This is a genomic window from Streptomyces sp. NPDC001222, from assembly GCF_042896945.1.
GTDB lineage: Bacteria > Actinomycetota > Actinomycetes > Streptomycetales > Streptomycetaceae > Streptomyces > Streptomyces gibsoniae.
Genome location: NZ_JBIAXT010000003.1, coordinates 354,856 through 376,501, shown reverse-complemented (window position 1 = coordinate 376,501; position 21,646 = coordinate 354,856). Strand labels below are relative to the sequence as shown.

The following is a 21,646-nucleotide window of genomic DNA, read 5'->3' as shown; positions in this document are numbered from 1 at the left end:
GGGGCCTCCGGGGTAGGGCGTGGCCGTGGGGCTCAGCCGACCTTGATCTCGTTGTAGACGGGGACGCTGAACGGGTTGAGCGCCACATGGGACAGCCGCTGCGCATAGCCGGCGCTGCCGTTCTGGTACCAGAGCGGGATGGCGGCCATGTTGTCCCGTACGACCCCCTCGGCCGACTGGAACAGCTTCACGGCCCGGGCCCGGTCCGCCTCCGCGTTCGCCTGGTCGACGAGCTTGTCGAAGCGCTTGTCGGACCACTTGCCGTCGTTGGAGGAAGCGCCCGTGTAGTAGAGCGGCTGAAGGAAGTTCTGGATGAGCGGGTAGTCCATCTGCCAGCCGGCCCGGAACGGGCCCGGCATCTTGTGCTGCCCGATCTGGTTGCGGAAGTCGGCGAAGGTGCCGATCGGGTTGCCGACGCACGCCTTGTCGTCGCCGAGGGCGTTGTCGATGGAGTGGCACACGGCGTCCACCCACTCCCCGTGGGAGCCGGCGTCCGCGTTGTACGCGATCCTGACCTGGCCGCCGGGCAGCCCGCCGCCCTCCTGGACCAGCTTCTTGGCCCGGGCGGGGTCGTAGGTGCAGGCGCTGCCGCACAACCCCGCCTGGAAGCCGCCCTCGACGCCGAGCACCGGGGAGGTCCAGTCGGAGGCCGGGGTGCGGGTGTCGTGGAAGATCGTGCGGGTGATCTGGTCGCGGTTGATGGCCATGGACAGGCCCGCGCGGACCTTCTCCGTGCCGGGCTTGTTCCACTGCGGGTCGTAGTAAGGGAAGGCCAGGGTCTGGATGATGCCGGCCGGGGTGTTGATGTACCGGCCCTGAAGGTCCGCCCTGACGTTCTTGAGCTGGGCGGCGGGCACGTCGTCGACGAGGTCGAGGTTGCCGGACAGCAGATCGGTGTAGGCGGTGTTGCCGTCCGTGTAGACCTTCAGGTCCACCCCGTTGTTCCGCGCCGGATCCGGGCCGGGATAGCGGTCCCACTTCCGCAGGGACATCATGAAGCCCCTGGCGTAGGACTTGACCAGGTACGGGCCGTTGCCGACGGGCTTCTTCAGCCAGTCCGCGTGGTGGTCGAAGAACGCCCGGGGCAGCGGGGCGAAGGCCGAATAGCCGAGGGTGTCCGGGAACGTCGAGAACTTCTGGCTGAGCCTGATGGTGAAGGTGCGGGGGCCGGTCACCCTGAGTCCGGAGAGGGTGTCTGCGCTCTGGGTGCCGTTCTCGGGGTGCACCTTGTCGTAGCCGTCGATGTATCCGAAGAAGTACGCGTTCTTCTGGTTGTTCTTCAGGCCGGCGCCGTAGTTCCAGGCGTCGACGAAGGACCTGGCGGTGACGGGCTCGCCGTCGCTGAACGTCCAGCCGTTCCTGACGGTGACGGCGAAGTTCTGCGAGTCGGAGGTCTCGATCTTCTCGGCGAGCATGTTCTCGGCCGCGCCGGTTCTCGGGTTGTAGCGCTTGAGCCCGCGGAAGAGCATGTCGAGGACCTTGCCGCCCTGCACCTCGTTGGTGTTGGCCGGTTCCAGCGGGTTCGGCGGGTCGCTCCAGGAAGCGCTGAGCACCCCGGGGCCGCCCTCCACCTCGCCCCCGCCGCAAGCCGCCGCCGAGAGGGCCGCCGCCACCGCCCATCCGGCGTGCCGGGCTCCACGCATGGGGTGCCTCCTCGTGACCGCTTCCGACCGGCGCCGTGCCGCTGACGTCGGAGCACTGATCCACTATCGGCCACTACCTGCCCATAACGGACGAGGCACGCAGCCACCCGACCCGTCCGGAGCGACCGTCCCCCGTCTGGCGGCACCCGTGCGCGGCGCCGCCTCCGGCGCCCGGTCCGGAGGGCACCCTCACCCACCCGCCGATCACGGCACGAAGCTCAAACGTCACTCAAATAGCTTTCAAAATGGTCGAGTTGGCTGGAAAGATCTGTCGTGTATCGAACAAGGGGCCGGGCGGAACGCCGCGTCACCCCTCCCTCCACCGAAAGGTGATCATGAAGCGTGCCATGAGTGCGGTCCTGTCGACCGCGCTGCTCAGTGCCGGTGCCGTGGCGATGTCCGCTCCGACGGCGTCCGCGGGCGTCAGGTGCGACGACAACCCCATCTACACCATCGGTGACAAGAAGACGGTGTGGGAGCCGACCAACGTCCACAGCGACTGGGCCAGACCCGGCGTGACCATCAGCTACGCCAAGAACAAGACGGGCAGCTGGTCGGCCACGGGCACCGTGCAGCTCGGCACCGAGGCCGGCGTCATCTTCGCCAAGGCCTCCACCTCGTTCAGCGTCTCGGTCGGCAAGACCTGGTCCAAGTCCGACACCTGGACCTACTCGGCCAAGGTCGAGAACAAGAGGGGCAAGACCAAGGGCCGCCTCATGATGTACCACGAGGCCAAGGGCTTCAGCGTCACCAAGTACCACCTGGAGCCCAACGGCCGCCAGCAGTGCGTCAAGCACAAGATCTGGAAGAAGACGGGCATCATCGCGCCGGCCAAGCGCAACAACAACCTGTGGGGCATCCAGTACGGATGACAGGTGACCCGACGGGCATGACGTCCGCCGGATCCTTCCCATGAGGGAACCGCTGTGCACGGAGGACATCGGTTCCCGCTCCGCCCCGCCGGGCTTCGCCGGCGGGGCGTTGTGCTGCCCGGGGGCCGACGACTCGGGGAGACGTCCGGCGCCACGCCTCCACCAGCGAGACTTCACCGGTATGGACCAATGACCGCACATGCGTGCGTCAACTCAGCTTTTTCGCAGGCCAGAAGGGGTGCAGGCGCCGTTGACGCACGCAGACGGCCGCTGATAGACACACCTTCACCCGCCAGGCCGACCGATTCCGATCAAGCGGTACAGCAAGCCGTCCTGTCCGAGCGATGAGGCGAGGCCGATCCATGAGCACGCAAGAACTGCACGACAGCAAACACCCTCGGCCGGCCGGACCACGGCTTCGCGTCCCCCGGGTCCTGGCCGTCGGCCTGACACTCGCGACGGCCCTCGCGACCTCCCTCGCTCCCGCACCCCAGCGGGCCGAGGCGCAGGAGAAGAGGGTCCTCACCGTGGCGGTCGCCCAGAGCGTCGACTCGCTGAACCCGTTCCTCGCGACACGTCTGGTCAGTACGAGCATCCACCGGCTGATGTACGAGTACCTGACCGACTACGACCCCGGGGACGCCCATGCCGTCCCGGGTCTGGCCACCGCGTGGAAGCCGTCGCCGGACAAGCTGACCTGGACGTACACCATCCGCTCCAATGCCAAGTGGTCGGACGGCCGGCAGGTCACCGCCGAGGACGCGGCCTGGACGTTCCAGAAGATGATGACCGACGAGGGTGCCGCCACCGCCAACGGCAGCTTCGTCGGGAACTTCTCGAAGGTCACCGCGCCGAGCCCCACCAAGCTGGTCATCGAACTGAAGAAGCCCCAGGCCACGATGACCGCGCTGGATGTGCCGATCGTCCCCAAGCACATCTGGGAGAAGGTCAAGGACATCTCGAAGTTCACCGACGACAAGACCTTTCCCGTCGTCGGCGACGGGCCGTTCGTGCTCACCGGCTACAAGCCCGACAGCTATGTGCGCCTCGAACCCGACAAGACCTTCTGGCGCGGGGCTCCGAAGTTCGACGAGCTGGTCTTCAAGTACTACAAGGACGGTGACGCGGCGGTCGCGGCCCTGCAGAAGGGCGAGGTGTCCTTCGTCAGCGGTCTGACGCCCGCGCAGACCACCGCGCTCCGCGGGCAGTCGGACATCAAGGTGAACGAGGCGCCGGGCCGCCGCTTCTACGCCCTGGCCACCAACCCCGGCGCGCAGGCCAGGAACGGCCAGAAGTTCGGCGACGGAGACCCCTCCCTGCTGGACGAGCGCGTACGGCACGCCCTGTTCATGGCGGTCGACCGCAGCACCCTCCTCGACAAGGTCTTCCAGGGCCACGCGGTCGAGGGCGAGGGGTACATACCGCCTCGCTTCTCCACGTACTTCTGGAAGCCGTCGGCGGCCCAGGAGCTCTCCTACGACCCGGCCAAGGCCGCCCAGCTCCTCGACGAGGCGGGCTACCGGACGAACGGTGACGGCAAGCGCACGGGCAAGAACGGTAAACCGCTCACCTACCGCGTGCTGTGCCACGCCACCGACCCGAACGACAAGGCGGTCGGCCAGTACCTCAAGGAGTGGTGGGGCAAGCTGGGCATCGGGATGACGCTCGACTGCCTGGACAACGTGACCGACCCCTGGCTCGCGGGCAAGTACGACCTCGCCATCGACGGCTGGTCCGTCAACCCCGACCCGGACTTCGTCCTCTCCATCCACACCTGCGCCGCACTCCCCGCGACCCCCAAGGACACCGGCGCGACCGACAACTTCATCTGCGACAAGAAGTACGACGAGCTGTACGCACAGCAGCTCGCGGAGTACGAGCCCGTCAAACGAACGGCCCTCGTCAAGCAGATGGAGTCGAGGCTGTACGACCTCGGGTACATGAACGTCATGGCGTATCCGAACGCGATGGAGGCCTACCGCACGGACCAGATCGAGTCGATCACCACCATGCCGGAGAAGAGCGGCAACATCTACGGCCAGGACGGCTACTGGAGTTGGTGGTCGGCGGTTCCGGCCGGCCACGGTGGCACACCCGACAACAGCTCGACCGGCATGGTGCTCTGGATCTGTGCGGGTGTCGTGCTCCTCGGCGGCGGCGGGGTCCTCCTCACGACGCGCCGCCGAGCCTCCGTGGACGACCGCGAGTAACCCATGAACAGAACCGTCGCACCGGCCCCCCGCCCGGCAGGAACCTCATGACCGCCGAAGCGGCGTCCGCGCCCACCACCGGGCCGGACGCCCCGCCCCCGGGCGCGCCGCCGGACCGCGGCCCGCGGGCGCACGGCGGAACCGCCTATCTGCGCTACGCGGCGGGGAAGGCGGCCGGCGCCGTCGTCTCCCTGCTGGCCGTCCTCGTCACCGGCTTCTTCCTGTTCCGGCTGATCCCCGGCGACCCGGTCAAGTTCATGACCGGCGGCCGGCCGGTATCCGCCGGGCAACTGGCTGCCTTTCGCAGGGAGTTCGGCCTCGATCTGCCGATGTGGGAGCAGTTCACGGACTACTGCGGCAAGGCGCTCACCGGGGACCTCGGCACCTCGTACCAGTTCCGGGAACCCGTCATCGACAAGATCACCGAAGCGCTCCCGAACACCCTGCTGCTCACCGGCACCGCGTTCGTCCTGTACAGCGCCCTGGGCATCGTCCTCGGCACCCGGTCGGCATGGCGCCACGGGAGCATCGGCGACCGGCTGAACACCGGACTGGCGCTCACCCTCTACTCCGTCCCGTCGTTCTGGCTGGGTCTGCTGCTCATCATCGTGTTCGCGGTGGGCGCGGGGCCGGTCCCCGGCCTCTTCCCCACGGGAGGCATGGAATCGGGCGGCGAGGAGGGACTCGCCCACGCCGCCGACGTCGCGCACCACCTCGTACTGCCGGTACTCACACTGATCGCGGTGCAGTACGGGGAGACACTGCTCGTCACCCGCTCGGCGCTGCTCGACGAGATGGGCAGCGACTACCTCACCACCGCGCGCGCCAAGGGACTCCGGGACGACCTGGTCCGACGCAGGCACGCCGTACCCAACGCGCTGCTGCCGACCGTGACGCTGATCTTCGTCAACCTCGGCCGGACCGTCGCCGGGGTGATCCTCGTCGAGACCGTGTTCTCCTGGCCCGGCCTCGGCGGACTCTTCTACCAGGCCCTGAGCGTGCCCGATCTGCCCCTGGTGCAGGGGCTGTTCTTCGTCTTCGCCGCGGCGGTGATCGTGATGAACACAATGGCCGACCTCCTCTATCCCCTGCTCGACCCCCGGGTGGGCCGATGACGACCGAGACCACTCCCCCGACGGCTCGGCCCGGCCCCCGGGCGCTCGCCCGGCAGCGTCGCCGGCACTCCGCCGTCCGGTTCTGGCAGCAGTACCGCACCCATCGCGCCGGTGTCCTCGGCCTGGCCACCCTCGTCCTCTTCGCCCTGGTCGCGGTGACCGCGCCGCTGACGGTCGGCTCGGACGTGTCGAGCGTGACCGCCGCGCCGGGCCGGCCCCTGGAGGGACCGAGCGGCCATCTCCTTCTCGGCGCCGACCGGTTCGGACGCGATCTGCTGGGCCTGCTGGTGTGGGGGGCGCGGGTGTCGCTGCTGGTCGGGCTGCTGGCGGCGGTGCTGTCCGTGGCCATCGGCACCCTGGTCGGGGTCACGGCCGGGCACTTCCGCGGCGCCTACGCCACCGTGATGATGCGCGTCACGGACTGGTTCCTGGTGATGCCGACCCTGGTCCTCGCCATCGCGCTCGCCACCGTCATGTCCCGCTCCCTCGGCACCGTGATCCTGGCGATCGGGGTGACCACCTGGCCGACCACGGCCCGGCTGGTGCGGGCGCAGACACTGGCGGTGGAGTCCCGGCCGTACATCGAACGGGCCCGGGCGCTCGGTGGCGGGCACGGGCACATCATGGTCCGCCATGTGCTGCCCAACGTCATGCCGCTGGTGCTGGCCCAGACGACCCTGATGATCTCCTCGTCGATCCTCGCCGAGGCCACGCTCGCCTTCCTCGGTCTCGGCGACCCCACGGTCGTGTCCTGGGGCGGACTGCTCCAGGACGCCCGCGAGGCGGGCGCGGTCAGCTCCGGGGACTGGTGGTACCTGGTGCCGCCCGGCATCGCCATCGCCGTGGTCGCCCTGGCCTTCACACTGTGCGGCCGCGCTGTGGAGTCCGTTCTCAACCCCAGGCTGGGGGTGGCACGTTGACCCTGCTGGAGGTACGGAACCTCGAAGTGACCTACCCGGGCGGCGCGGCCGCGGTGCGGGGCGTGGACCTGTCGCTGGACGCGGGCCGGAAGCTCGGCATCGCGGGCGAGTCGGGCTGCGGCAAGTCCTCGCTGGCGCTCGCACTGCTCCGGCTGCTACCGGCCGGCACCCGGATCACCGGGGAAGTCCTGCTGGACGGCGAGGACGTGCTCACCATGCGCTGGGGACGGGTGCGGGCGGTCCGCTGGGCGGGCGCCTCGATCGTCTTCCAGGGCGCGATGCACTCCCTCAACGCCGTGCACCGGATCGGCGACCAGATCGCCGAGCCGATCCTGCTGCACCGAAAGACCACCGCGGCCGCGGCCAGAAGGCGGGCCGGGGAACTGCTGGAGCAGGTGGGCCTGCCGGCCGCGCGGGCAGCGGCGTATCCACACGAACTGTCGGGCGGACAGCGCCAACGGGTCATGATCGCCATGGCGTTGGCCTGTGATCCCCGCCTGGTCATCGCCGATGAACCCACCACCGCCCTGGACGTGATGGTCCAGGCACAGATCCTGCGGCTGATCGGTGACCTCGTCACCGAGCAGGACCTGGGACTGATCATGATCAGTCACGATCTGGCCGTGCTCGCCGACATCTGCGACCGGCTCGCGGTGATGTACGCGGGCCGCGTGGTGGAGGAGGGGGCCGCCAGGGCGGTCTACGAGAACGCCCGCCACCCCTACGCCAAGGCACTGTCGGCCGCGTTCCCGCGCATCGGCGACCCGGCCTCCCGGTTCGCCCCGCGTGGACTGGCCGGGGACCCCCCGGACCCGTCCGCCCTGCCCTCCGGCTGCGCCTTCCACCCGCGCTGTCCGGTGGCACTGGAGCTGTGCTCCACCGAGGCCCAGGCGCTGCGGGACCTGGGACAGGGGCGGCGCGCGGCCTGTGTGCACGTGGCGGACGCGGACTCCGGCACGGCAGCCGCGGCCGAGGACACGAGGAGCACGGCATGACGACACCACCGCCCCTGCTCAGCGCACAGGGACTGCACGTGGCCTTTCCCGGGCGGCACGGCGGTGCGCCGAGCCGCGCCGTGGACGGCGTCGAACTCGACATCCGGGCCGGGGAGATCGTGGCGCTCGTCGGCGAGTCGGGCTGCGGCAAGACGACCCTGGCCCGGACGCTGCTCGGCCTGGTGCGGCCGACCGCGGGGCACATCGGCTTCGGCGGGAAACCGCTGGAGTACACCTCGCGCTTCCTGAAGGCCTACCGCAGACGCGTCCAACTGGTGCTCCAGGACCCGAGCGGATCGCTCAACCCGCGGCACACGGTCTACGACGCGGTGGCCGAAGGACTGCGGATCCACGGGTACGCGGGGGACGAACGGGCGGCGGTCGCCGAGGCCCTGGCCAAGGCGGGACTCCGGCCGCCCGAACGGTTCTTCCTGCGCTATCCGCACGAGTTGTCGGGAGGCCAGCGGCAGCGCGTGGTGATCGCGGGAGCTCTCGTCCTGGAACCCGAACTCATCGTCGCCGACGAGCCGGTGGCCTCGCTCGACGCGTCCGTGCGCGGCGAGATCCTCGCGCTGCTCCTGCGGCTGCGGACCGAGTTCGGCCTCGCCGCCCTGGTGGTGACCCATGATCTGGGCCTGGCGTGGAACATCGCCGACCGGGTCGCGGTGATGTACCTGGGCCGGATCGTGGAGACGGGCCCGGTCGAGCAGGTGCTGACCGCGCCCCGGCATCCGTACACCCGGGCCCTGCTCTCCGTCCTGCCGGAGACGCCGGGCGAACCCGTGGTGCTGACCGGGGAGCCCCCGGACCCCTCACGCATCCCCGCCGGCTGCCGCTTCCACGTCCGCTGCCAGGTCCTGGCGAGCGGCGAGGCGGAGCAGGCGGGTGTCGCGGGGGCGTGCCGGGGCCAGGACCTGGAGATACTCGCCGGCGGCAGCGGGGAACAGGTGGCGTGCCACTGGGCCGGGGCTCAGGTGGTCAGCTGACCTGTGGCGCGGGCCGGTCGTCGGCGACCAGCTCGGCCTCGAATCCGTCGGTGTTCACGAGATAGGCCGCGTAGTGCTCCGGTCCCCCGGCATGGGGATACCGCTCCGCGAAGAGCGGCTGCCAGCCGTGCCGGGGCGCCTCGCCGGCCAGGGCGTCGACGTCCTCGCGGCTTCCGGCGTGGAACGCGAGGTGGTTCAGCCCCGGACGCATCCGGTCGTGACCGGTGCCGTTCATCGCGGGCGACTGCTCCACGACGAGATACGACGGCCCCTGGCGCCAGCTACGGCCGTGCTGCCACTCCTGGTAGGGCAGATAACCGAGCCGGCCGAGCAGCCAGCCCCATTCCCCGACCGCGCGCGGCAGGTCCGGTACCCACAGCTCGATGTGATGGAGCATCTCGCCCTTCCTCGGTGCACGGGGTCGTACAGGCCCGGAAATGCCGGTTCCCGGTACCTCGCGCGAGGTACCGGGAACCGTGCGGAGCCGGGAAGCCGTCAGGCCGCGTTCACGACGTCCTTCTCCTCGGCGAAGTGGCAGGCCGACTCGTGGGCCACCGGGGAGTCCACGTCCTTGAATCGCTCGGGGATCGCCAGGATCGGCGTCTCCACCGAGCACTTCTCCTGGGCCTTCCAGCAGCGGGTGCGGAACCGGCAGCCCGAGGGCGGGTTGGCCGGGGAGGGCACGTCGCCGGAGAGGATGATCCGCTCGCGGTGCTCGCGGGCGTCCGGGTCCGGAACGGGGACCGCCGACAGCAGCGCCTGGGTGTAGGGGTGCGTCGGGTGCTCGTAGATCTGCTCGTCCGAGCCGACCTCGACGACACGGCCGAGGTACATCACGCCCACGCGGTCCGAGATGTGCCGGACGATCGACAGGTCGTGCGCGATGAAGAGGTAGGAGAGGTTGAACTCGTCCTGCAGTCGCTCCATCAGGTTGATGACCTGCGCCTGGACGGACACGTCCAGCGCGGAGACCGGCTCGTCGCAGATGATGATCTCGGGGTTGAGCGCGAGACCGCGGGCGATGCCGATGCGCTGGCGCTGACCGCCCGAGAACTGGTGCGGATAGCGGTTGATGTACTCGGGGTTGAGGCCGACGACGTCCAGCAGCTCCTGGACCTTGCGCCGCCGGTCGCCCTTCGGGGCCACCTCGGGGTGGATGTCGAAGGGCTCACCGATGATGTCGCCCACCGTCATACGCGGGTTGAGCGAGGTGTACGGGTCCTGGAAGACCATCTGGATGTTGCGGCGCACGGCCTTCAGGGCGCGTCCGGACAGCTTGGTGATGTCCTGGCCCTTGTAGAAGATCTCGCCGGCCGTGGCCCGCTCCAGGTTCATCAGGAGCTTGGCCACCGTCGACTTGCCGCAGCCGGACTCGCCCACGATGCCCAGGGTCTCGCCCTGGTACAGGTCGAAGGACACGCCGTCGACGGCCTTGACCGCGCCGATCTGCCTCTTGAACAGGATGCCCTGGGTCAGCGGGAAGTGCTTGACCAGGTTGCGCACCTGAAGAATCGGCTCGCCGCGCTCGACCGGTGCCTCGACGGCCGCGACCGCCTCGTCCTCGGTGCGCGCGTCCACCACCTCGACGTCGGAGACGTTGGGCGTGGCGTCCGTGACGTCCTCCTTCTTACGGAGCTCAGCCATGGATCGTCTCCTTCCAGAAGTGGCACGCGGAGGCGCGGCCCACCAGTTCCGTACCGTCCTGCTCGGTCACCTGGACCAGTGCCGGGGCGTCGGTACGGCAGATGTCCTGCGCCCTGACGCAGCGGGGGTTGAAGGCGCAACCGGACGGGATCTGCTGCAGGTTCGGAGGCAGACCCTTGATCGCGAACAGCTCGTGCCCCTTCTGGTCGAGGCGCGGGATCGAGTCCAGCAGACCTCGGGTGTAGGGGTGGGCGGGCCGCTTGTACAGCTCGTGCACCGGGGCGGTCTCGACGATCCGGCCCGCGTACATGACGGCGATCTTGTCCGCGACGTCGGCGACCACACCGAGGTCGTGGGTGATCAGGATCAGACCCATGTTGTACTCGCGCTGGAGATCCGCGAGCAGGTCCATCACCTGGGCCTGAACGGTCACGTCGAGGGCCGTCGTGGGCTCGTCGGCGATGATCAGGTCCGGCTCCAGGGCCAGGGCCATGGCGATCATGATGCGCTGGCGCATACCGCCGGAGAACTGGTGCGGGTAGTCGCCCACCCGCTGGGCGGCGGCCGGGATACGCACCCGGTCCATCAGCTCGATGGCCTTGGCCTTGGCGTCCTTGCGGGACATGCCCTTGTGCGCCCGGAACATCTCGCCGAGCTGGAAGCCCACCGACAGCACGGGGTTGAGCGAGGACAGGGCGTCCTGGAAGATCATCGCCATCTTGGCGCCGCGCAGCTTGCGCCGCTCGTTCTCCGACAGGGCCAGGATGTCCTGTCCCTGGAAGAAGATCTGTCCCTGGCTGATCCGTCCGGGCGGGCTGTCCAGGATGCCCATGATCGCCTGGGCGGTGACGGACTTGCCCGAACCCGACTCACCGAGAACGGCGAGCGTCTCGCCGGCGTTGACGCTGTAGTTGACGCCGTTGACCGCCTTGGTCACCGCGTCCCGGACCTTGAACTCCACATGCAGGTCCCGGACTTCGAGCAGCGGGGCGGTCCCGTCCGGCCCGGTGTTCGCCGGGGCCATGTCGAGGCTGGTCATGCCATCACCTTCGTCTTGCTTCAAAAGGGGTCGACTCACGGCGGTGCCTCACCGGAGCTTCGGGTCGAGGGCGTCGCGCAGGCCGTTGCCGAGCAGGATGAAGCCCAGCGCGGTGATGACGATCGCAAGGCTGGGGTAGGTCCACATGAAGTCCTTGACACCCATGAAGTTGCGACCGGCCGAGATCATGTTCCCCCACTCGGCCACCTGCGGGTCCACACCCACACCCAGGTACGACAGCGACGCCTCGGCGACGATCGAGATGCCGACGTTGCTCGTGCCGTACACCAGCACCGAGGTGATGGAGTTGGGCAGGATGTGCTTGCGGATGATCCGGCCCTGGCCGGCGCCCAGCGCCTTCGCCGCGTGCACATAGTCCATCTCGCGCACGGAGAGGATCTGGCTGCGCAGCAGGCGGGCGAACGTGGCCCAGGTGAAGACACCGAGGGAGATCACGACGGGCAGCACACCGCGGCCCATCAGCAGGATGATCACGATGGCGCCGACGAGCAGCGGAAAGGCGAAGAATATGTCCGCCATGCGCATGATCACGGTGTCCACCCAGCGGCCGTAGTAACCGGCGAGGGCGCCCAGGGTGACACCGATGACGAGTGCGAGCAGGATCGAGGCGAGGCCGACGATCACCGCGATCTGGCTGCCGTAGATGAGGCGGGACAGCTGGTCCCGGCCGAGGGCGTCGGTACCGAGCAGATGGCTGCCGCCCGGGGACTGCAGCGTCGCGTTCAGGTCCTGCTTCAGCGGGTCGTACGGCGCGATCACCGGGGCCAGCACGGCGACGAGGACCAGCACGCCGATGATGGCCAGTCCGACCACGGCCAGCTTGTTGGCGAAGAAGCGGTGCCGGATGTCGGCCCACTGGCTGACCCGGGCGACGCTGGGTTCCGCGCCCGGCTGTGCCGCGGCGGGTTCGGCCTGCGTCGGCCCTCCCGTGCCCGTGACGAGTTCGGTCATGGTGTGACTCCTAGATGAGGGCGACCCAGCCGGTCAGGCGAGCCGGATGCGCGGGTCGAGGGCGGCGTACAGCAGGTCGACGACCAGGTTGAGCACGACGAAGATCGCCACGCTGATCGTCACCACACCCACGATGACGGGGTTGTTGTTCTGCTGGATCGCCTGGACCAGCGCAAGGCCGATGCCGTTCCAGTTGAAGATCGTCTCCGTGATGATCGCGCCGCCGAGCAGAGACCCGAACGAGATGCCCAGGTACGTGATGACAGGGATGACCGAGTTCCGCAGGACATGGCGGAAGAGGACGGTCCGACCCGACAGCCCCTTCGCCACCGCGGTCTTGACGTAGTCGGCGCGCAGGACTTCGAGCATGGAGCTCCGGGCCAGCTGCGCGACGAGCGCCGCGTCGATGATCGCGAGGGTCACCGCGGGCAGCACCATCGACTTGAAGCCGCCGTCCGCGATGAGCGGGAACCAGCCCAGCTCCACCACGAAGACACGCTGCATGATCATGCCGAGCACGATGGAGGGGATACCGATGGCCAAGGTGGTGACGAAGGTGGCCGACACGTCCCAGATCGAGTATCTGCGAATGGCCGAGACGATGCCCACGGCCAGACCGATCACGATGTCGATCGCGATGGCGAACACCGCCAGCTTCGCCGTGTTGGCCAGCTTCGGCTTGAGGATCTCCGTCACCGGCCGGCCCTGCGTGTAGTCCGTGCCGAGATCACCGGTGACCAGCTTGCCGACGTAGTTGCCGTACTGCACGACGAGCGGCTTGTCGAGCCCGTACTGCTTGTGCAGCTCCGCGATCACCGCCGGGTCACGTGCCTTGTCGCTGCCCGCGATCTGCCCGACCGGGTCACCTGGCAACACGAACAAGCAGGCGAACAGGATCAGCGTCGCGCCGAGCGTGACGACGATCAACTGGCCCAGCCTGCGGACCACGTACCTTCCCATGACATGCCTCTCTGCGCCTCGCTGCCGCTTCCCAGCGGCTTCCCAGCCCCGGACGGGGGGTGTGGGGGTGGGGGCGGGAGGGCGGTCACACCCTCCCGACGGTCGTCGGGGGCCGCAGTGTCCGAGCCACAGCTCGGCACCACGACCCCCAATTCACCGGACACCGCTGTCAGCGGCGCCTGACTACTTCAGGCTGATCTCCGGCAGGTTCGGGTCCTCGTGGAAGTCCATCTGGATGTTCCCGAACTTCTTGGTGTTCGCGAGACGCTCCTGGGTGCGGTTCCACAGGGGGATGAGCGCCATGTCGTCCAGGGCCTTCTTCTCCGCCTGCTTGTACAGCGCGTTGCGGCCCGCCTGGTCCGCGGTGGCACGGGCCTTGGCGACCAGGTCGTCGAAGGCCTTGTTGCTGTAGCGCTCGCGGTTGTCACCGGTGACCTTGCCGGACGCGTCCTTGTTGATGGACGCGGAGTCCAGCAGCGGGAAGAGGTAGTTGTCCGGCGTCGGGTAGTCCGCACCCCAGGCGAAGCGGTACAGGCCCGAGGCGCCCGGCTTCTGCTGGTCGGCGAGGAGCTCGGCGAACGGCTTGCCGACGGTCTTCACCTTCAGGCCGAGGACGTCCTGCAGCTGCGCCTGGACGGCCTGGATCCACTCCTCGTGACCGGCACCGGTGTTGTAGGCCAGCTCGATGGTGTCGCCCGGCTTCAGGCCGCCTTCCTTGGCGAGCTCCTTGGCCTTGGCCTTGTCCTGGCCGATGCAGGAGGTGCACAGGTCCTTCTGGTACACGTCCTTGAAGACCGGCGGCAGGATCGTCGCCGACTTCGTCATCATGCCCTGGAAGACACCCTTGATGATGGCGTCCCGGTCGATGGCGTACGACACGGCCTCGCGGGCCTTGACGTCCTTCAGCGGGCCGTTGTCCATGATCGGCAGCAGGTAGTTCATGCCGTTGGTGTCCTGCTGGATCCACTCACCCTGCGGGCTGTACGTGGCCTTGGCCGACGTCAGCTGCGGGGTGGGCATACGCGCCCAGTCGTACTGACCCGACTGGAAGCCCTGGAGCTCCAGCGTGCTGCTGTTGTTCGGGTTCAGGATGTCGATCTGGACCTTGTCCAGGTGAGCCTTCGTCAGGCCGTACGAGTCGTTGCGGACCAGCGTGATCGACTTGTTGTGCTGCCACGAACCCTGCATCTTGAAGGGGCCGTTGCCGATCGGCGACTCGTTGTACGTCTTGTTGTGGGCGTCGCCGGCGACCTTCGGAACCGGGCTGAAGACCGTGTGCGTGGTCTTGATGTAGAACTCGAAGTCCGCCGCGGACAGCTTCACCTGAAGCGTGTACGGGTCCGGCGCGGTCAGGCCGCTCATCGTCTGGGCCTTGCCCGCCTGCACGTCGGCGAAGCCCTGGATGCCCGCCATGTGGTAGGCCACGTCGGACGCGGCCGCCTTCACCGCGACACGGTTCCAGCCACGGATGAACGCAGCGGCGTCCACGGGCTCACCGTTGGTGAACTTGGTGCCCTTCTTGATGCTGAAGGTCCAGGTCTTGCCGTCGGCGCTGACCTTCTTCGAGGTGGCGAGCGCCGGAACGACCTGGCCGTCCGGAGTCGGGTCGTACAGACCCGTGAAGAGGTTGTCCGTGACAAGGGTGCCCTCGGACTCCTGCGCGTTGTACGGGTCGATGGCTACGGGCTCGGTGATACCCAGCCGGAAGGTGCCGCCGTCCTTGCCGGAGCCACTGTTGCTGCCCTTGCCGCTGTTGTCGCTGCCGCCACCGCAGGCGGTCGCAGCGAGAGCGACGAGTACCGTCCCGGCGACCCACTTGGCGCTGCTGGCACCACGCATGGGTTCCTCCTCATGAGTCCTGTTGTTCACCGCAAGACGGAGCACACGACATCCCACGGACAGTAAGAACGGGGAAGATCGGGTACATCCGCACGCTCGTGAGTCGGGCGCCTCCTTCGGCGCATGACCCATTGACCCGAGCTCTACGCGCCTAACTATCTGCCAATCGGCTATGGCTGAACCACACCTCCAAGGTCTCGGTTCGATCACACCTGACGGCTACTTCTTCCAAAATCCGGACAAACGGTTTGCCGAAAGATCCCTGCGAAACGGACTTGTTACACAACTATCGATGCGGAGTGTCCGTATAGCGGACAAGGTGCGGTAAAGCAGTTGCGCTCGACGGAGGGGAAGTGCACTCGACGCCGAAGGTGAGACGAACCGCAACAAACCGCTGCGCGGCAACCGCGCAATTCGGTGACCCTAGCGCCGAAGGGTCAGAGACAGGGGCGAACCGACCCCTCGATGCGGACCATAGGGAAAACCCTGTACTCGGTGACCGCGCCGGGTCGCACGGCGCCATACGGCGACGTGGTTCCGCCGGTCACAGAGCGTGACGGAATGCGCGGCTGCGGTGTCCCCGACCGCGGTCCGTCCCGTCCGCGCGACGTGCCGAGGCGCCTCCGTCCGGGCACCCGTACCATGGGGTGAGGCCGTGGCATGTTCAGCCCGGCAGGGCCCGCGTAACACAGATGTACGCGCAGGCCGTCCTCACCACTCGGGAGTACTGCGCAATATGGCCACGCGCCACGACATCCGCAACGTCGCCATCGTCGCCCACGTCGACCACGGGAAGACGACCATCGTCGACGGCATGCTGAAGCAGGCCGGTGCCTTCGCCGCCCACCAGCTCGACCAGGTCGACGACCGGGTCATGGACTCCAACGACCTGGAGCGTGAGAAGGGCATCACGATCCTCGCCAAGAACACGGCGGTGAAGTATCACCCCAAGGACGGCGGGGAGCCCATCACGATCAACATCATCGACACCCCCGGCCACGCCGACTTCGGCGGCGAGGTCGAGCGCGGTCTGTCGATGGTCGACGGTGTCGTGCTGCTCGTCGACGCGTCCGAGGGCCCGCTGCCGCAGACCCGGTTCGTGCTGCGCAAGGCGCTCCAGGCCAAGCTGCCCGTCATCCTGTGCATCAACAAGACGGACCGCCCGGACGCCCGCATCGACGAGGTCGTCAACGAGACGTACGACCTCTTCCTCGACGTCGACGCCGACGAGGACCAGATCGAGTTCCCGATCGTCTACGCCTGCGGCCGTGACGGCATCGCCTCCCTGACCAAGCCGGACGACGGCACGGTCCCGGCCGACTCCGACAGCCTGGAGCCGTTCTTCTCCACCATCCTGGAGCACATCCCGGCCCCGACCTACGACGAGGACGCCCCGCTCCAGGCGCACGTCACCAACCTGGACGCCGACAACTTCCTCGGCCGTATCGCGCTGCTCCGCGTCGAGCAGGGCGAGCTGCGCAAGGGCCAGACCGTCACCTGGATCAAGCGCGACGGCACGACCAGCAACGTGCGCATCAGCGAGCTGATGATGACCGAGGCCCTCACCCGTAAGCCCGCCGAGAAGGCCGGCCCGGGTGACATCTGCGCCGTCGCCGGTATCCCCGAGATCATGATCGGCGAGACCCTGGCCGACACGGAGAATCCGGTCGCGCTGCCGCTGATCACGGTGGACGAGCCCGCGATCTCCATGGTGATCGGTACCAACACCTCGCCGCTGGTCGGCAGGGGCGGCACCGGCAAGGGCGCCAACGCGAAGGCCACCGTCAAGGACCGCAAGGTCACCGCCCGCCAGGTCAAGGACCGCCTCGACCGCGAGCTGATCGGCAACGTCTCGCTGCGGGTCCTCGACACCGACCGGCCCGACGCCTGGGAGGTGCAGGGCCGCGGTGAGCTGGCGCTGGCCATCCTGGTGGAGACCATGCGCCGTGAGGGCTACGAGCTGACGGTCGGCAAGCCGCAGGTCGTCACCAAGGACGTCGACGGCAAGGTCCACGAGCCGGTCGAGCGCATGACGATCGACGTGCCCGAGGAGCACATGGGCGCCGTCACGCAGCTCATGGGTGTCCGCAAGGGCCGGATGGACAACATGTCCAACCATGGCTCCGGCTGGGTCCGCATGGAGTTCGTCGTGCCGTCGCGCGGTCTGATCGGCTTCCGTACGGAGTTCCTGACCGGCACCCGCGGCACGGGTATCGCCCACTCCATCCACGAGGGCCACGAGCCCTGGTTCGGCCCCCTGCAGACCCGTAACAACGGCTCCCTGGTCGCCGACCGCTCCGGCAGCGTCACCGCGTTCGCGATGACGAACCTCCAGGAGCGCGGCACGCTCTTCATCGAGCCGGGCACCGAGGTGTACGAGGGCATGATCGTCGGCGAGAACTCCCGCGCCGACGACATGGACGTCAACATCACCAAGGAGAAGAAGCTCACCAACATCCGGTCGGCCACGTCGGACATCGCCGAGTCGATCGTGCCGCCGCGCAAGCTGTCGCTGGAGCAGTCCCTGGAGTTCTGCCGCGACGACGAGTGCGTCGAGGTGACGCCGGAGGCCGTCCGCATCCGCAAGGTCGTCCTCGACCAGCGTGAGCGGGCCCGCTCCGCGAGCCGCGCCAAGCACAGCTGATCGCGGAAGCACCCCGCCGGATCTCCCCGAGGCCCGGCCGCCAGGGGCGGCCGGGCCTCGGGTTTGGTACCTGTCGGAGCTGCCCTAGTGCGACGGGGACGGGCTGGCGGACGGCTTCCCGCCCTTCTTCAGGAAGCCCATGTCCTCGTAGACCGGGGTCTGGAAGCCGAAGGCGCCCGCGTTGGCGAGGTCGGCACGGGTCACCGTGAGCTGGGGGCGCTGGTAGAGGGGGATCGAGCCCGCGGCGGCCCAGATGTGGGCGTCGGCCTTGCGCACCAGGTCCCGCTCCTCGCCCTCGTCCAGCGTGGCGATGGCCTGGTCGAAGAGCTGGTCGACCTGGTCGGTGCCGACCCGGGTGTAGTTCTGCTCCACGCTCAGCGAGCCGTCCGCCGCCGGCACCGGCTTGGCGTAGATCGGCCGGTCGTCGGTCGCCGGGAACGCGGTCGCCGGCCAGGAGTACAGCGCCAGGTCGTAGTCGCCGGACGCGACGTGGTCCTTGAAGAAGGCGTCGTCGGGGACCTTGGTGATCTCCGTACGGATCCCGATCTTGTCCAGCATGCGGGCAATACGGTCCCCCACGGTCTGCAGGGACCGCGAGCCGGGCCCGGACGGCAGCACGAACTTCAGCTGCAGCGGCTTGCCGTTCTTGGCGAGCACCCCGGCCGCGGCGCCGGCCGGAGCGGCGGTGCCCTTGGGCGCGTAGGCCCCCGGCGGGGGTCCACCCTGCTGGGCGGGCTCCCGGACGAGGTGACGGGGCTTGTCGTCCTCGCCCGAGTCGCCGCGCCGGTCCGTGCCCGCCGTGCTCCCGGCACCCCGCGTCCTGCCCGCGTCCCCCGAGTTCTTGTCGCCCTCGGAGCCGGCCGCCTTCGCCTTGACCGAGCCGTTCACCCAGCCCGCCTCGGCCAGCAGCTTCTGTGCCTCCTTTGTGTCCTGGTTGCCGATGGCACCGCTGCCGTCGGCGTACGCGTCCTGCCCCGCGAGCGCGAGATGGCTGCCGACCGGGACCGCGGGCAGCCCGAGCGGCTTGAGCACGAGTCCGGCCAGCTGGGTGCGGTCCAGGGAGCGGGCCACGGCCCGGCGCACCCGCTCGTCGGAGAGCGGGCCCCGGCCGCCGTTCAGGGCGAGCTGGGCGTAGGCGGGCTCCAGGGATCTGCGGAGCACAAAGCCGTTCAGCGTCTGCTGGTTGTAGGGGCCCGCCGCGCCCGGCGAGGCGCTCCCGCTCGGCTCCGTGCCCGGCGAGGCGCTCCCGCTCGACTCCGTGCCCGGCGAGGCGCTCCCGCTCGACTCTGTGCCCGGCGAGGCGCTCCCGCTCGGCTCCGTGCCCGGCGAGGAGCCCTGCCGGGGGGTGCCGCCCTTGTCGCGCGCGGCGAGCGTGATCCGGTCGGCCTCCTCCGGGTCGACCTCCGCCATGTCGAGCTTCCCGTCGGCGAGCGCGGCGGCCCGCTGGTCGCGTGGGACGGCCACGAGGTCGATCTCGGAGAGCTTGGCCGGCCGGCCCCACCAGCGCGGGTTACGGCTGAGGGTGACGGTGCCGTGGTCGCGGTCGACCGACTGGATGCCGAACGGGCCGGAGGTGACCTTCAGGCCGCCTCGCGCCCCGTCGTTGAAGCTCCCCGGAGTACCCATGACGTCCTTCGGGTACAGCGGCGAGAACAGCGACCTCCAGTCGGCGTACGGCTTGGCGAAGGTGACCTTGACCTCGAGGTTGTTCGCGCCGCGCTCGATCTTCTGGATCCGGTCGTAGCCGGCGTTGCGGGCGGTCCAGTACTTGTGGTCCTTGCCGGACAGGGCGCGCCACTGGGCGGCGAAGTCGTCGGCGCCGATCTCCCGGCCGTCGCTCCAGACGGCCTGCTGGTTCAGGCGGTAGACGACGACCTGCTTGGGCTCGGTCGACACGACCTTGGCGGACTCCAGATAGGCGGAGTTCACCTGCGGCCGTCCGTTCACGTCGAGCCGGAACATCGAGGGCAGCACGGCCCCCGCGATCCGGCTGGTCGCGGCGTCGGCGTCGGCCTGGAAGGCGTTCAGGGTCCCGGGCACGTCGTCGACCGCCCAGCGCAGGGTGCCGCCGTCGCTGACGAGGTTGCGGCCGGCCGGGGCGATGTCCTGCCCGGCGGCCGGTGTGCTCGCCTTCTTCTCGTCGGAGCTGCAGGCGGCGAGCGCGGTCACCGCGAGGGCTCCCGCAGTGAGGAATGTGACCGAGCGCAGCACCGCGCTCCGTCCGACGCCGTCGTGGGACATCACGTCTACCTCCGGGAGCCACTTCACAGATGAGCGGGCGTTATGACCAGCTTTGTTGGTATTTAGAGCTGATCAGATGTATGGGCCCACTGAAGTGCAAAGGGTTCAGTGGAACGCGGCGACACGGCGACACGGGCCGGAAACCCCACCCGATCGGCGCAAAGATCCCCCCGCCCCCCGGCGCCGGAGCCCCACATTTGGGACGATGAGGGGGCGGGAGGCTCGAATCCGGTCCGCACGCCCCCCTGTGCGTCGGCCAATCACTGCACGTCCCTTCACATCGGCAGGTGTGACGCGCAACACTCGCAGGCGCATGAACGTCACCACCTCGGGCCACTCGTGCCCTGGAAGTGAGGTCACGTCATGTCCGTGCACGACGAACTGACGTCGGTCCAGCGGTGCCTCGACGACCTGTACCGGTCGGTGGGACGCCTGGAACAGCAGCTGGGCGGCGGTGGGCTCGAGATACGCCGGGTCCGCACCGACGCCGACCATCTGCGCGAGAGCGTGGCCCTGCTGCGCGAGGCGGCCGACGCCTCCCGCGCGGCCCCGCGTGTCGAGCTGGTGACGATCTCCGACGCCCCGTACGACAGCACTCTGTGGACCGACTCGGACGACGAGGGACTCGGCGCCCGAAACCGGCACGCACCCTGACCCCCGGCGCGCCCCGGAGGCGACCGACCCACGAGAGAGGTGCGCTTTCCTTGAGCACTGGGACCACTGGCACGGAACCCCCCGACACCGAACCCCGGCCGCCCGGCGACGGAGTGCGCACCGGCACCCGCGCCGCGATCGCCGTCCCGCACCTGCGCACCGACCGCTGGTGGCTCGCGCCCGCGGCCACCGCCGCCGGGCTGCTGGCGTTCGTCGTGTACTCGACCTGGCGGGCCTTCGCCGACGCGGACTACTACGCGGCGCCGTACGTCTCGCCGTTCTACTCCCCCTGTCTCGCCGAGCGCTGCCGGACCATGCACGCGGGCCCCAACGCCGATCTCTTCGGCAGCTGGTGGGCGATCTCCCCGGCGATCATCATCCTGATCTTCCCGCTCGGCTTCCGTCTGACCTGCTACTACTACCGCAAGGCCTACTACCGCGGCTTCTGGCTGTCGCCGCCGGCCTGCGCGGTGGCGGAACCGCACCGCACGTACACGGGCGAGACCCGCTTCCCGCTGATCCTGCAGAACCTCCACCGGTATTTCTTCTACGCGGCCCTGCTGGTGGCGGGCGTCCTCACCTACGACACGGTGCTCGCCTTCCGCGACAGCCACTACCGCTGGGGACACATGGGGCTCGGCACCGTGGTGTTCCTGGTGAACATCGTGCTGATCTGGGCGTACACCCTCTCCTGCCACTCCTGCCGGCACATCGTCGGCGGCAGGCTCAAACACTTCTCCCGGCACCCCGTGCGCTACCGGATGTGGGGCTTCGTCAGCAGGCTGAACGCCCGTCACATGCTGCTGGCCTGGGCGTCGCTGGTCAGCGTGGCGCTCGCCGACTTCTACGTGTACCTGGTGGCGTCCGGCGCCTTCGACGATCCGCGCTTCTTCTAGTGAGTGGGGCCTTGTG

At 68.9% G+C, this 21,646-nt stretch carries 17 protein-coding genes; 9 read left to right on the top strand and 8 right to left on the bottom strand.

Features of this window, described 5'->3' with window-relative positions; translation table 11 throughout:
• Positions 1 to 32: 32 nt before the first annotated feature.
• Entirely contained in the window at positions 33 to 1,643 is a 1,611-nt protein-coding gene (locus ACFY2Z_RS07380; protein WP_390743192.1) for an ABC transporter substrate-binding protein, read from the bottom strand.
• A gap of 335 nt (positions 1,644 to 1,978) precedes the next feature.
• On the opposite strand from ACFY2Z_RS07380, the gene ACFY2Z_RS07375 reads away from it, so the two are divergent.
• From ACFY2Z_RS07375 to ACFY2Z_RS07350, 6 genes are all read left to right on the top strand, one after another.
• Positions 1,979 to 2,515: a hypothetical protein gene (locus tag ACFY2Z_RS07375; protein ID WP_355909775.1), complete on the top strand. Its 537-nt coding sequence runs from the start codon at positions 1,979 to 1,981 to the stop codon at positions 2,513 to 2,515.
• A gap of 362 nt (positions 2,516 to 2,877) precedes the next feature.
• A complete protein-coding gene (locus ACFY2Z_RS07370) occupies positions 2,878 to 4,725 on the top strand; it encodes an ABC transporter substrate-binding protein (RefSeq protein WP_390743191.1) in 1,848 nt (615 codons plus the stop codon).
• A gap of 47 nt (positions 4,726 to 4,772) precedes the next feature.
• A complete protein-coding gene (locus ACFY2Z_RS07365) occupies positions 4,773 to 5,840 on the top strand; it encodes an ABC transporter permease (RefSeq protein WP_390743190.1) in 1,068 nt (355 codons plus the stop codon).
• Entirely contained in the window at positions 5,837 to 6,760 is a 924-nt protein-coding gene (locus ACFY2Z_RS07360) for an ABC transporter permease (RefSeq protein WP_390743189.1), read from the top strand. The genes ACFY2Z_RS07365 and ACFY2Z_RS07360 overlap by 4 nt, the downstream gene beginning before the upstream one ends.
• Complete coding sequence (locus ACFY2Z_RS07355; RefSeq protein ID WP_390743188.1) at positions 6,757 to 7,755, top strand: ABC transporter ATP-binding protein; 999 nt, start codon at positions 6,757 to 6,759, stop codon at positions 7,753 to 7,755. The genes ACFY2Z_RS07360 and ACFY2Z_RS07355 overlap by 4 nt, the downstream gene beginning before the upstream one ends.
• Complete coding sequence (locus ACFY2Z_RS07350) at positions 7,752 to 8,741, top strand: oligopeptide/dipeptide ABC transporter ATP-binding protein (RefSeq protein ID WP_390743187.1); 990 nt, start codon at positions 7,752 to 7,754, stop codon at positions 8,739 to 8,741. The genes ACFY2Z_RS07355 and ACFY2Z_RS07350 overlap by 4 nt, the downstream gene beginning before the upstream one ends.
• Here the strand turns inward: ACFY2Z_RS07350 and ACFY2Z_RS07345 are convergent.
• The 6 genes from ACFY2Z_RS07345 to ACFY2Z_RS07320 all read right to left on the bottom strand — a co-directional run bounded on the left by ACFY2Z_RS07345 (position 8,734) and on the right by ACFY2Z_RS07320 (position 15,195).
• Positions 8,734 to 9,138, bottom strand: coding sequence for a VOC family protein (locus ACFY2Z_RS07345; protein ID WP_390743186.1), 405 nt, complete (start codon positions 9,136 to 9,138; stop codon positions 8,734 to 8,736). The two genes, ACFY2Z_RS07350 and ACFY2Z_RS07345, sit on opposite strands and share 8 nt — an antisense overlap.
• 98 nt (positions 9,139 to 9,236) lie before the next feature.
• Entirely contained in the window at positions 9,237 to 10,385 is a 1,149-nt protein-coding gene (locus tag ACFY2Z_RS07340) for an ABC transporter ATP-binding protein (protein WP_390743185.1), read from the bottom strand.
• Entirely contained in the window at positions 10,378 to 11,424 is a 1,047-nt protein-coding gene (locus ACFY2Z_RS07335; protein ID WP_390743184.1) for an ABC transporter ATP-binding protein, read from the bottom strand. The genes ACFY2Z_RS07340 and ACFY2Z_RS07335 overlap by 8 nt, the downstream gene beginning before the upstream one ends.
• 48 nt (positions 11,425 to 11,472) lie before the next feature.
• Complete coding sequence (locus ACFY2Z_RS07330; protein WP_365163212.1) at positions 11,473 to 12,396, bottom strand: ABC transporter permease; 924 nt, start codon at positions 12,394 to 12,396, stop codon at positions 11,473 to 11,475.
• A 33-nt stretch (positions 12,397 to 12,429) separates the two neighbouring features.
• Positions 12,430 to 13,356, bottom strand: a complete 927-nt coding sequence (locus ACFY2Z_RS07325) for an ABC transporter permease (protein ID WP_390743183.1) — start codon at positions 13,354 to 13,356, stop codon at positions 12,430 to 12,432.
• 183 nt (positions 13,357 to 13,539) lie between these two features.
• Positions 13,540 to 15,195, bottom strand: a complete 1,656-nt coding sequence (locus ACFY2Z_RS07320; RefSeq protein WP_390743182.1) for an ABC transporter substrate-binding protein — start codon at positions 15,193 to 15,195, stop codon at positions 13,540 to 13,542.
• A gap of 736 nt (positions 15,196 to 15,931) precedes the next feature.
• On the opposite strand from ACFY2Z_RS07320, the gene typA reads away from it, so the two are divergent.
• The gene (gene typA / locus ACFY2Z_RS07315) at positions 15,932 to 17,839 is read left to right on the top strand and encodes a translational GTPase TypA (RefSeq protein WP_390743181.1); all 1,908 of its coding nucleotides are present in this window, start codon (positions 15,932 to 15,934) and stop codon (positions 17,837 to 17,839) included.
• Positions 17,840 to 17,923: 84 nt separating this feature from the next.
• Here typA and ACFY2Z_RS07310 read toward each other — a convergent pair whose 3' ends face one another.
• A complete protein-coding gene (locus ACFY2Z_RS07310) occupies positions 17,924 to 20,080 on the bottom strand; it encodes an ABC transporter family substrate-binding protein (protein ID WP_390743180.1) in 2,157 nt (718 codons plus the stop codon).
• A gap of 363 nt (positions 20,081 to 20,443) precedes the next feature.
• Between ACFY2Z_RS07310 and ACFY2Z_RS07305 the strand changes: the two genes are divergently transcribed.
• Both ACFY2Z_RS07305 and ACFY2Z_RS07300 read left to right on the top strand, forming a co-directional pair.
• On the top strand, positions 20,444 to 20,734 hold the full coding sequence (locus ACFY2Z_RS07305; RefSeq protein ID WP_390743179.1) for a hypothetical protein: 291 nt from the start codon (positions 20,444 to 20,446) through the stop codon (positions 20,732 to 20,734).
• A 50-nt stretch (positions 20,735 to 20,784) separates the two neighbouring features.
• The gene (locus tag ACFY2Z_RS07300) at positions 20,785 to 21,630 is read left to right on the top strand and encodes a hypothetical protein (RefSeq protein ID WP_390743178.1); all 846 of its coding nucleotides are present in this window, start codon (positions 20,785 to 20,787) and stop codon (positions 21,628 to 21,630) included.
• The last annotated feature ends 16 nt before the right edge of the window (positions 21,631 to 21,646 follow it).